Source organism: Exiguobacterium artemiae 255-15, assembly GCF_000019905.1.
GTDB lineage: Bacteria > Bacillota > Bacilli > Exiguobacteriales > Exiguobacteriaceae > Exiguobacterium_A > Exiguobacterium_A artemiae.
This window is the reverse complement of record NC_010556.1, coordinates 2,527,738-2,539,224: the sequence shown is the minus strand read 5'-3', so window position 1 is coordinate 2,539,224 and position 11,487 is coordinate 2,527,738. Positions and strand designations below refer to the sequence as shown.

9 protein-coding genes are annotated in these 11,487 nt (G+C 48.5%); 4 read left to right on the top strand and 5 right to left on the bottom strand.

Features of this window, described 5'->3' with window-relative positions; translation table 11 throughout:
• Position 1 precedes the first annotated feature (1 nt).
• Positions 2-742, top strand: coding sequence for a hypothetical protein (locus tag EXIG_RS13050; RefSeq protein WP_012371429.1), 741 nt, complete (start codon positions 2-4; stop codon positions 740-742).
• A gap of 34 nt (positions 743-776) precedes the next feature.
• A complete protein-coding gene (locus EXIG_RS13045) occupies positions 777-1,700 on the top strand; it encodes an LCP family glycopolymer transferase (protein WP_012371428.1) in 924 nt (307 codons plus the stop codon).
• A gap of 316 nt (positions 1,701-2,016) precedes the next feature.
• Here EXIG_RS13045 and EXIG_RS13040 read toward each other — a convergent pair whose 3' ends face one another.
• Both EXIG_RS13040 and EXIG_RS13035 read right to left on the bottom strand, forming a co-directional pair.
• On the bottom strand, positions 2,017-2,628 hold the full coding sequence (locus tag EXIG_RS13040; RefSeq protein ID WP_012371427.1) for an AmiS/UreI family transporter: 612 nt from the start codon (positions 2,626-2,628) through the stop codon (positions 2,017-2,019).
• 152 nt (positions 2,629-2,780) lie between these two features.
• Positions 2,781-4,034, bottom strand: a complete 1,254-nt coding sequence (locus EXIG_RS13035; protein WP_148206637.1) for an SH3 domain-containing protein — start codon at positions 4,032-4,034, stop codon at positions 2,781-2,783.
• A 159-nt stretch (positions 4,035-4,193) separates the two neighbouring features.
• Between EXIG_RS13035 and EXIG_RS13030 the strand changes: the two genes are divergently transcribed.
• The gene (locus tag EXIG_RS13030) at positions 4,194-5,102 is read left to right on the top strand and encodes a Gfo/Idh/MocA family protein (protein ID WP_012371425.1); all 909 of its coding nucleotides are present in this window, start codon (positions 4,194-4,196) and stop codon (positions 5,100-5,102) included.
• Between the two features lie 68 nt (positions 5,103-5,170).
• On the opposite strand, the gene EXIG_RS13025 is transcribed toward EXIG_RS13030, so the two are convergent.
• From EXIG_RS13025 to EXIG_RS13010, 3 genes are all read right to left on the bottom strand, one after another.
• Positions 5,171-5,800, bottom strand: coding sequence for a hypothetical protein (locus EXIG_RS13025; protein WP_012371424.1), 630 nt, complete (start codon positions 5,798-5,800; stop codon positions 5,171-5,173).
• Complete coding sequence (locus EXIG_RS15630; RefSeq protein WP_012371423.1) at positions 5,797-6,486, bottom strand: zinc ribbon domain-containing protein; 690 nt, start codon at positions 6,484-6,486, stop codon at positions 5,797-5,799. Before EXIG_RS15630 ends, EXIG_RS13025 begins: the two co-directional genes overlap by 4 nt.
• Before the next feature lie 188 nt (positions 6,487-6,674).
• Complete coding sequence (locus tag EXIG_RS13010; protein ID WP_012371422.1) at positions 6,675-10,232, bottom strand: CDP-glycerol glycerophosphotransferase family protein; 3,558 nt, start codon at positions 10,230-10,232, stop codon at positions 6,675-6,677.
• A 142-nt stretch (positions 10,233-10,374) separates the two neighbouring features.
• Here EXIG_RS13010 and EXIG_RS13005 point away from each other — a divergent pair, with 142 nt between their 5' ends.
• On the top strand, positions 10,375-11,451 hold the full coding sequence (locus EXIG_RS13005) for a glycerate kinase family protein (protein ID WP_012371421.1): 1,077 nt from the start codon (positions 10,375-10,377) through the stop codon (positions 11,449-11,451).
• The last annotated feature ends 36 nt before the right edge of the window (positions 11,452-11,487 follow it).

The following is an 11,487-nucleotide window of genomic DNA, read 5'->3' as shown; positions in this document are numbered from 1 at the left end:
GATGAGCGATTTGGAGGAAGCGATTGAAGCACTCCGTCTCGCTGCGAACGGGAAAAATGAACTGACGGCAAATACCTACTTTCGCTGGCAACTGAATACCCAGTATCCAAGCGTCGCGGAAATCCTGATTTTATTCGGATCATGGCAGATCGCTCTCGAACGGGCCGGCATCGGTACCGTCCGGGTAGCCTTCACCAAGTCGGATATCATCGAGGCCTTACGGGCCGCGAAGGAGGAACTGGAACCATTCACAAGTGCGACATATCGTGAATGGGCTCAGCAACATCAGGCGCCGAGCTTGACCGATATCGTCCATCAATTCAACTCGTGGCAGCAGGCATTATCGGAAGCAGAGATCTTAAAGGAACGGGTGCAGGAGATGGAGCGCCGGATCATCGAATCGTTACTCGAAGCACAAGAGACGTTATCCGTCCTGACGAGCCAGACTTATACGAAATGGGCAGCGGGCAAAAACCGGCCGACGGTGGCGACGATTGCGAGACGTTACGGATCGTGGAGCAATGCCCTGGAAATCATCGGGATTGAACAACCACGCAAACGCTGGACAGAAGAGGAAGTGTTACGCATTTTACGGGAAGCGGCAGCTGAAATGGATGGCTTGACGATTGCTCATTATCAGCGATTCAGTGAGGGACGGGAGGCACCGAGCATCGGTGTCATCACAGCCTTGTTCGGCAGTTGGAGCAATGCGGTGATGATCGTCTCCGACGAGCAATCGTAAATCGACTTGATCCGAAAGAAAAGGGGATATCGTGATGAAAAAATGGACGTGGCTGATCATAACAGTGGTTGGTATCGGGTTACTCGTTTTTTTCGGATCAGGTGGGTACATCCAACAGGCGGATCACCAGACGGGCAAGCAGGCGGAGGTGACGGATCCGGCACATGTCGAGGCGACGCCGCCGTCCCAACCGGCAAAAACCTCGAAGAGCAAACCGGCCAATCAGCAAAAGGCATTGTCGTTTTTATTACTCGGTGTCGATCAGCGGGGGAACGAAGCCGGGCGGAGTGATACGATCATCGTCGTCACGGTTAATCCGGCAACCGGAGAAAGCAAGATGCTCAGCATTCCCCGCGACTTGAAGACAGAAATCATCGGCGTCGGTTCGAACGACAAAATCAATCATGCCTATGCTTTCGGAGGTCCGGAAATGGCACGGGATACGGTCGAGCATTTATTGGACCTGAATATCGACTACTTCGCCGAAATCAATCTGAAAGGGTTCACCGATTTAGTCGATGCCGTCGACGGGGTGACGGTTGAAAATGATATTGATTTCTCTTACTACGAGATGCAGTTCCCGAAAGGTCAAGTCTCGTTGAACGCGAAGGAAGCGCTGGCCTACGCCCGGATGCGTCATGACGATCCGCGGGGCGACTTCGGACGGCAAATCCGGCAACGGCAGGTCGTCCAGGCCGTCGTGGATAAACTGACGGATGATTTTTCTTTGACACGCTTTAACGATGTGTTGACGGCACTCGGTCAAAACGTCAAAACCGATATTCCGTTCCCGGTCGTCCGGAAGCTTGCGACCGATTACCGGGACAGTCTGAAACAGGTCGAGACCTTGTCTCTTGAAGGAAGTGGCGGCATCGAATCGGATCACATCTACTACTGGCATCCGACAGCGGCTTCGCTGAAACAGGTCCAGACCGAGTTGAAAAAGGAACTGAAGTGATGGTTCAGCAACTGAGAAAAGCGTAATTCTTGTTAGGCGAGAAAAGGAGCTGACTCAAAAAAGAAACACTCATTCTTTCACGCCTTTTCCTCAGGCGAGACATACACCAGTTTTCCTGCCTGAATCAGGCAAAAACCCGGGTCTTATTTGTCTCTGACAGCGCAACATGCGCTTTTTCCTGTAGGAGTCGCGTGAAAAGAGTGTTTCTTTTTTTACGCGAAAAGGGTGGCAGATTCCAATTCTGCCACCCTTCTCTTTGTAGAATTTGACTTTTGAGTCAGCCTCTTGACGTCTGAGTCGGAATAAACGAAGCTTTTTAGTTTTTTGAACGGACGATTGTACGGACAGGGAGAAACTTCACAGCCGCATAGATGAAATATAAGACCGTCATGATGGCGGCTGCACTCCAGATGAGCTGGTAGTTGGCACCTGTCGTCCCGAACCGGAGACCGACGAGGGCAGGCACGATCAACGTCAACCAGCTGAGGACGATCGCGACACGAGCCGTCAGCGCATCGAGGCTCATATTCAATCCCATCCCGAGGAAAAACAGTCCCCAGAGGATGACCCAGAATAACCACGTCGCACCGCCGATGATGTCACCGGTACTGAAGCTGACACCGGCATAAAACAGCGCAGAGATGGCGACGAACAATGAGAACCAGCCGACACCGCTGCCGTCGAGACCAAACAAAAACGTGATGCCGACATACAGGTACGTAAAGGCGAATAAATAGATGCTCGCATACCCGAACGTCAGCGCCGGATCACCGGCTGCCCCGATGACGAGCCAAGTCGCGATGAAGGTCTGCAATAAACCGGTCAACAAACTAAAAAGACCGGCGCTCTTCAAATCGACTTTCCCGAACAGCGACAGACTATTTAAAAAGAGGGCGACGCCTCCGAATAACAAACTTACATTTCCCACGTGAATTCCTCCATTAAGACGTCAGACGTCTGATTGTTACTTCCACCATATGATGAATTCGCTTCCATTGCAAGTGAAATTTTTCAGGTGGAAATAACAAAAAAAGACTCCGGATATCACTTTCAGCAGAAAGCGAATCCGAGAGTCTGGTCTTAACGGTTGAGGACGGAACGTAATGTCGTTTCGGTTTGCGGAAGTGTTCCTTTTAACGTAACGAGACCGTAACGTGTCGATCCTTTTTTGATGAAGAAGACGCGTGTATAGGCAGATTCCGGCGTATAACCGGTCTTGCTCGCATAAACACGTGTGTCGCCTGGAAGTGACGTGTTCGTATGATACCACGTCAACGTCCGGGCATAAGGTCCTTTGACGGTCGTCTGGAACGATTTACGTCCGCTGACCGTCATCAGATAACTGTAATTCGCATACGTATTGGCAAGCTTCTGCATATCCGCTGCCGTCGTATAGTGGCTTGGATGATAGAAGCCGTGCGGATTCATGAAATGACTGGCCGACATACCGATGCGGCTCGCACGGCTGTTCATGAGCGAAACGAACTTCGATTCCGAACCGGCAGTCCGAACGGCAATCGCTTTCGCAGCATCGTTGCCGGAGCGGATCAACATCCCGTTTAACAGTTGGCGCATCGTGACTTTGTCACCTGAACGGAAACCGGCGGTGCTGCTGCCGGAGGGAACGGCTAACATCGAGTACGTCAACGTAAAGGTCTGATCGAGCGTTCCTTTTTGTGCCGCCGCGTCATAAGCGACGATTGCCGTCAGTAACTTCGTCGTACTGGCCGGATAACGGCGGGCAAAACTTTCTTTCGTCAGTTCATAGCCGGACGAACCGAGTTTGAAGTAACGCATCGATGCGACCGGATAGCTGCCGCTTGCCGGAGCCGGCGAACTTGTCGTCAGCTTTTTCGCAACCTGGTTCGAGACATAATAGTAGTTCGTTTTTCCTTTGACCTTATACCAGCCATTCGAATAGGAAACAGCGTTGAACTTTGATTTATATGTAGCATGCCGTTTGATATTTTTAGAAGAGGCCGTACTTGGTGACGTCCGGACATTCGCGCCTGCCGTCGAGTAAACGATAATCTTATATGTCTTGACGGAGCTGGATCCGACTTTTTTCGCGACCTGATTCGACAGGTAACGATAGGCGCCTCCGTCCTTGATCTTGTACCAACCGTTCGAATAAGACACAGCGGTAAACTTAGCTTTGTACGGGGCACGACGGGTAATGGTTGCAGATGAACTTGTGCTTGGCTTCGACCGGATGTTTGCCCCAATCGTCGACGTGACGATGACCTGATAGCTTGCTGCTTGAGCAGGCAGGGTCGGGAGACATAAGGTAAGAAGCAGGACGAGTGTCAAACCAATCCTGAATAATGATTTCATAAAAAAACTCATTCCCTCCTTTTGCAAAATATGTTCTTATCATAAAACAAAAAAAGGAAATTATCTTCTTTTTTAAAAAAATACTTTCACTACACGAACGGCATGAAACCGGCTAACATAGGGAATGAGAGCAAAAGACGTGTTCAAGGAGGAAATCAGATGAAGATTGCAATAATTGGTTTAGGGGATATCGCCCAAAAGGCGTATTTACCAGTCTATGCGGAGCGGACAGACTTAGAAGTCTATCTCGTTTCGACGGATCAGGACAAGGCAGAACGGTTGCGGAACGCTTACCGGTTTGCCGGGACGTTGTCTTCACTGGATGATGTCATTCGGGAAGGGATTCAAGTCGCGATGATTCACTCAGCGACGAAAGTCCACGCGGAACAGGCGAAGCAACTGCTTGCAGCCGGCGTCCATCTTTACATTGATAAACCGGTCTCACTCGAAGTCGAGGAAGTCCGGGCCTTAACAGAACAGGCGGAAGAACAAGGACTGCATTTCATCACCGGCTTCAATCGCCGGTTTGCATCAGCACACCGGGCATTACTTGAAGTCGAAGAACCGAATCTGGTCGTCATGCAAAAAAACCGGACATCCTTCATCGAAGATGCCAAGACATTCATCTTGGATGATTTCATCCATGTCGCGGATACCCTGCGTTTCTTGACCGGTCGAGGTGAAATCGAACAGTTGCAAGTCCGGGGTAAGAAAGTCGACGGATTGCTGCATCACGTGACGATTCAATTCGAATCGAACGGCATCACGGCGATCGGTATCATGAACCGGAACAATGGCGTGACGGAAGAACGTGTCGAAGTGATGGGACCAAATGAAAAACGGATTGCGACAGATGTGACGTCTGTGGAACGGTTAACGAAAGCCGGTACGTTACGCCTGCCGCTCGATAACTGGGAACCGACCCTGCAACGCCGCGGATTCGTCGAGATGGTCGATGCCTTCATTGAGACCGTCCATGGTCATCCGTCAGCGTCCGTCACGGGAAAAGACAGCTTGGCAACCCATGAGCTTTGTGCGGAAATCGTGAAACGGTTGGACGCACTGTAAGGCAGTTGAGACAGAAAAAACGACCGTGTCCTCTTCGATCATCGAGAGAACGCGGTCGCTTTTTTGTGTTAATCGACTTTTTTTAATTGATAGATCCGTTTTCCGCCCGGACCTTCGAAAGTTAAGGTCAGACCCGCGCGGCTGAAGACATAACTGACGAGCCATTCGGAGAGGGCGAGGCGGGCTGATAAATCCGGTTCGAAGCGGACTGTCTCCGTATCACTCCGCGGAGCATCGGGCATTCCGAAGTGCTGATACTGAACCGTCGCAAGCAACGTGTGCGGTTTACCGAACGAGATGTTGAGTTGACCCGTGGCCGGGAAGGTTGTTTCTTCCTGCCCATTATCGAGAATGCTGCGCTCGATTTGATAAGTACCCGCTGCCTGTTTCAAACGATCGAGCATCGCTTCAGCACTCAGCTGAATCGACTTCGCACGCAGGCGGATCGGATTATCCTGAGGCAATGGTAACTTTTCAATCGTTCTTGCAGTAGTGATGCTGTCTTCAAAACGGTAACTCGCGAACTGCGTTTCGAGCCGCACCATCAACTGAGCCGCATCATGCATCGGATCTTTACGGGACGATTGATCAACCGCCTGCGTATATTGTCCGAGGTCCAGCTCGTCCTGGATACGCGACGGTTCCTGCGAACATCCCATCAATAGACTACAGAACAGAAGCAGAATGACAATTCTCATGCGTCCACCTCCGTCCGGACGATGTGGATGATTTGCAGATGATCCGTATGTAACCGGACATTATAGCGGACATCATACGTGACGAGCTGTTGATTGACAGGCAGTTGATAGGTTTCGACCGTTCTGACCTGATAAGAATCCCCTTTTGAGACGAACCGTTTAAAATCAACGGTTTGGAGGCGCGGCGGAACCGGGCTGTCGGAAGCGGCATGAATCGTCCGTAAGGCATCGACTTCTGACTGGAAGACATCCAAGGTCGCGAACTGGATCGCGGAGAATGTTTCCAGCGTATCCGTCGTTTTGGAATAATTGGCCGTTTCCGGAACCGTTTGTGTATATTGGCGGACGAACTTCAGGATATCGTAAGAGGCCGGAGGACTTTCCGACGAATAAGTTTGATTGTAAGCAGAGGTCTCGTCAGACCAGTCCGACAGGGACAGGGCCTGGACGGGTGCAGCAAGCGTCGTGTGGGTCGAGTCGGTTTGCGTTAAAGCGTACCATGTCCCGATCGCTCCGACTGCAATCGCAAAAACGATAATAAAAGATAGGACGTAACGGTTGGACTTGACGGGTGTGACAGATGATTCTTCATCGAATTGCCGTTTTTTGAGGACAGGATGTTTGCAGTAGGAACATGCTGTCGCTTCTGTTTCCAACGGTGTTCCGCAAAGTGAACAACGTTCCATGAACCATCCCTCCTAATTGAAATGACACATTATTTTTTACAGAGAATAATATTTTTGAAATTCTAATTTAGAGTAACATTAATTGGAAATCAAATCAAAAAGCAATTGGCTGAAGCCGACGGTTGTTCGTCAGACCCCAAAAAAAGATTCCTTCCACCGTGTGGAAGGAATCTTAAAAACATAAGCTCTTAGACGGAATAACTGCCGTCCGACTGCTCGGTCATTTCAAGTGTATCTTCTGCAAAGTAGGTGTCAACGACACGTGATGCCGCCGACCCGTCTTCCATCGCACAATAGGATTCCCGGAAAGCATCGAGTCGTGACCGGTAGTCGCTCGTCAACTGCGGAATGTTGGCCAAGGCTTCAACGAAAGCATCTTCGGTCTCGAGAATCGGTCCCGGCAAGTCCTTGTAGTAGTCAAGATAGAAGCCGCGTAATGTATCGCGGTATAAATCGAGATCGTACGCATAAAAGAACATCGGGCGGTTCATATTCGCGAAATCAAAGAACACGGACGAATAGTCGGTAATCAATAAATCCGTGATCAAGTAGAGTTCCTGAATATCCGGATAACTCGTGACATCGATGAAACGTTCCCGGTGTTCAGCAGGAATCCGAGGTTTCTTCGTCACAAGAACGTGCGTCCGGATCAGGAAGACGTATTCGTCACCGAGTGCTTCCGCGACACGGTCGAAATCGAACGGATAGTCAAAGAAGAACTTTCCGTTTCCGAGCGACTGATGATCGCGGAACGTCGGTGCATACAAAATGACTTTCTTCTCATCCGACAATTGCAGTTTCGTCCGGATACTCTCGATGGTCTTCGGCTGATTGTTCGAGAAGAACAGATCATTCCGCGGATAACCGGATTCTAAAATCGGTCCATCATACCGGAAAGCACTTTTAAAGATCGTCGAGGCGTAAGCACTTGGAGACAACAGGACGCTCCATTGTTTGATCGAGTTCGTGACCCGGTCGACATACCCTTCGTCCCGTCCGTGAATCTCGTCCAAATCGAACAACATCTTTTTAAGTGGTGTCCCGTGCCACGTCTGAATGTACGTTGTCTCTTTCCGGCGTGTGAAGTAATGCGGGAAGTTTTGGTTGTTGACCCAGAACTTCGCCGTCGCCAAGTAATAGAAGTAAGCAGGAGACAGACGCTTGATGACTTTGGCATTCGGATCCCCGAGGTAAAGCCGCTTATTGTAGACCCAGACGACTTTGTAATCGAGGTTACGCCGTTTTAACTCTTCATAGATATAACGCGGGCTGTCGGAATACTGTTTCCCGAGTCCGCTCTCAAACACAACGAGTTTCGGATCGACCGGCAGTTTTTGCATGAGACGATAGGCCAGCTTCATCGACGGGAAGTAGTAACGATTTTTTCTATACAAGCGGTATAGAATATTCGCAGCTTCACTCGTCTCTAAACGTTCTAACCAGCTGGTTTGCTTTTTAAAATCAGTAATGTTTTGGTAAATCGTTTCTGCATAGGATGAATTGACCGGTCTCAAGAAAATATCCGCTCGCTTTTCATACTCATCTTCCATTTGGAACTGACGTGCAGCGGAAAGTTCCAATTGATCCAGTACTTCATCCGGTGTTTTGGAGATTGGACCCGGTAATTCTTTTTCCAGATCGTAATGGGATCCTTTAGGTCCAATGAAACGTCGACTGTCAAACTGGAAATAGAAAACAGGTCGTTTCAAGAAGCTGAAGTCAAAAGCAACGCTTGAATAATCTGTAATCATCAGCATACTTTCTTTCATTAGATCCTGAACATCACGTTCTCCCTGATTGATGACCGTAATCGGCAAGTCTTCGAAATGACTCGAATATTGTTGCATGTTCGGGTGCAGACAAAAAATAATTTCCATGTCATGAGCCGAAGCGAACTGATGGAGTCTTTCGCTCGATAACAGGGTCCGGTACTGCTCGTAGTACTCAGATTCAAAGAATTGGAGCGGTGTCTGTAACCAGGTACGCCATGTAGGAATAATTAAAATTTGACGTTTTACTTCGCAATCCTTTGCGAGCAAGGTATCGAAACGTGCCAGTCCAGTGACTCGAACTTCATGTTCCGGATAACCCATATCTTCTGTAACGACACGTTTTTCACGTTCGGAACTGACGAAAAACAAATCAGTATGGAACGACGGTGAATGCTTGCCGTAATGATTTTCTAAATTCTTCGTTCCGAGTACACCGTGTTGGAGGAAAACATGTTCTGCGTTCATCTTGTGATCAAAACGTTTTGAACGAACAGGATATAAATAATCTCCATGGTGCGTACCAATCACTTTTTTCGCCATAAGCGTGTGATAGATATGTTCTTTGGATTTAAACGGTAAGGCATGTCCCAGTTGATTTACTTTCTCAAATTCCGGCGAATTTTCGTCAATGACATAATAAACAGGACGGTCAGGATAGGTATCGCGCATATATTTGAAGAAGTGATAACCGTTATCCTGTGCCTTATAAGGACGTTCTCCGACAATCCATGTATTCTTTTCAGCAAACAACCGGTAAACCGGTGCGAATTTCATCATATGATTCAGATAATCATAGTTTTCATTCGTGAATTCCGTCATTTCGAACGAGAGATTTCGATGTCCGATCGTAAAGTAAGGATTGATGAGCATCGTGTGTCGATCGCTTCGGGCTTTTGTTTCTGAAATCAATTGGCGGGTGATGTAACGAGCACGACCGAGACGGAGCAATGTAGTCTCTGAACGATGATAGTATTCGAGCGAGACGAATGTATCATATACGCCTTCTTTTAAAAGTTGTTGCTGATGGTAAATATCTGTCCAATCAATCAGTGCTCGATAGGTATACCGGTAAAGTCCGAATTTCTCAGCACTTTTGGCATTGTCATACATCCAATCGATCGGGACTGCAACTTGTTCTCCTGTTTCCCGGTGGACCAGTTGCAATGTTCCTTTTTGAATAAAAGCATGGCGGGTAAAGATTTTCCCTTTAATTTCAGTTTGATTCGCAACAGGACGCTCGATGGAATCGATTTGCATCTTCGGTTTAACTTTAGGTTCTTTGTTTAACAGTAATCTTAAATTCCCTTTTAAATCCGTGTAGATATGAGCCGAATTTTGAAATTCTGAATCAATCAACGGCTTTAAAGGAGAAGAAATTCGAGTCTCGAGAAAACGTCCTAAGATAATTTCGCGGGTAAACAGTCCACCGTTAATCGAAGAACGACTCGGTAATCCTTTTGTTTCCCATTTTTTGAGCGTCGTTGGACGAAAATCTTCGAGGTTTTTTGAAAACTTCAACCAAAAAGAAAATCGACCGGTCGGCAAGTCCGTTTCGGATTCTGAATCAGTTTCTGCTAAATCTTCCGAAGCATCTGCCTCCAAGATCGAGATAGCCTCTTTCGTATCTTCTTCAAGAGACAGTTGTTCTTGCTCCGCTAACAGTTTGTTTTCTAATACCTGTTCAACGAGAGCAGGCAAGATATCATGTGTTAGAGAGAAAGAGAACTGGCCATCACCTGTCGGATGGGTATTTTGTAATTGAACTACTTCATTCAATCGATTATCACGAATGATCAGAGACTCAACATTCACTGAAGGATCAGACAAACGTCCACTCAAAATATGTTCTTGAAATGTTGAACTGAGTTGTAGCGTTTGTTTAAACTTAGCGCGACGTGAAATCGTCTTTTTGGGTTTTGGTAAAACTGAACTGCCGAATCGTGCCATTCGTAAAAGTGTCTTGGAAAGACTCACGGGGTAGAACCTCCTCATAAAAAATCGTTTGTTTTCGACGGCGAAAACAAACAGAACGTGTCGTGTGCATGACAATTATCATATCATATTTTCTTTTTTTTTGGATGGTCAAATTAAAGACAAGTCAGGGGAGGCAATCAAGATGCATCATTTCATCTGTATCGACAGCTTTAAAGGCTGTATCGGCTCGGAAGATGCAGCGCGTGCCATTGAACGGGGCATCCGGCATGCCGATCCTGACGCGACGATTGACTGGAGTCCGGTCGCAGACGGCGGAGAGGGCACGATTGATACGTTATTTGCCAACGGCTTTGAAAAAATCTGGGCTGCAACAATCGATTTAGCCGGTCGTCCGATTGACGTGGCCTATGCGCAAAAAGACCGGATTGCCGTCATCGAGGCGGCAAGCGTCTGCGGACTTCACTTGAAACGACCGGAAGATGAGGCCTTTTCGGTGCATACACGGGGCGTCGGTCGTCTCGTCCGGCAGGTGTTGACGACGGGTGTATCTGACGTATTTTTGGCTTTGGGCGGTACGGCGACGACCGATGGCGGACTTGGTTTCTTGGCAGAGCTGGGGGCTGACTTAATGACAGAAACCGGGGCACCGATTTCGTGGCAAACAAACCCGTTGATGGAAACGAAATACCTCCGTCTTCCAGCCATGTCCGTTCCCTTACATGTCTTGGCAGACGTCACGGCTCCATATGCCGGTGAACTGGGAGCCGCGTCCGTCTTCGGACCGCAAAAAGGATTGACTGCATCGGAAATTATTTTACTGGATGGACGGTTAAAGGAAATCGGACACCGGCTGCATATCAATCAAATCAAAGGAGCAGGGGCGGCCGGTGGTCTCGGCGGAGCGGCATACGCGCTTGGTGCTTCAATCGAATCGGGGGCAGACTTTATCTTGCCGATGATTAATGCGAGGGAACGGATGGAACGAGCCGATTATGTCTGGGCGGGGGAAGGACGGGTCGATCGTCAGACTGCAATGGGGAAGCTCCCGGCAAAGGTCATGGCATTAGCGGATCAGGCGGACGTTCCTTGTATCGTCCTTGCGGGTGAAGTGACGGAAAGGATGGAACAGGCATGGATTTGCGAAGTGATTCATGATCCGGATGAAGAAAAGACGCTTGATCCGTTCGTGACGAAACAACGTTTAACGCGGCGTGCTGAACAAATCGTCCGAAGGTTGCCGGCAGTGCGAGACAGGTGAATTCTTTTAAAATCAGGTGAATAGTTGAAAGGAACA

What these genes read in the sequence shown, in the direction of transcription:
- EXIG_RS13050 (WP_012371429.1), top strand. Translation starts at nt 2, where the DNA reads ATGAGCGATTTGGAGGAAGCGATTGAAGCACTCCGTCTCGCTGCGAAC.
- EXIG_RS13045 (WP_012371428.1), top strand. Translation starts at nt 777, where the DNA reads ATGAAAAAATGGACGTGGCTGATCATAACAGTGGTTGGTATCGGGTTA.
- EXIG_RS13035 (WP_148206637.1), bottom strand. Translation starts at nt 4,034, where the DNA reads ATGAAATCATTATTCAGGATTGGTTTGACACTCGTCCTGCTTCTTACC.
- EXIG_RS13030 (WP_012371425.1), top strand. Translation starts at nt 4,194, where the DNA reads ATGAAGATTGCAATAATTGGTTTAGGGGATATCGCCCAAAAGGCGTAT.
- EXIG_RS13025 (WP_012371424.1), bottom strand. Translation starts at nt 5,800, where the DNA reads ATGAGAATTGTCATTCTGCTTCTGTTCTGTAGTCTATTGATGGGATGT.
- EXIG_RS15630 (WP_012371423.1), bottom strand. Translation starts at nt 6,486, where the DNA reads ATGGAACGTTGTTCACTTTGCGGAACACCGTTGGAAACAGAAGCGACA.
- EXIG_RS13005 (WP_012371421.1), top strand. Translation starts at nt 10,375, where the DNA reads ATGCATCATTTCATCTGTATCGACAGCTTTAAAGGCTGTATCGGCTCG.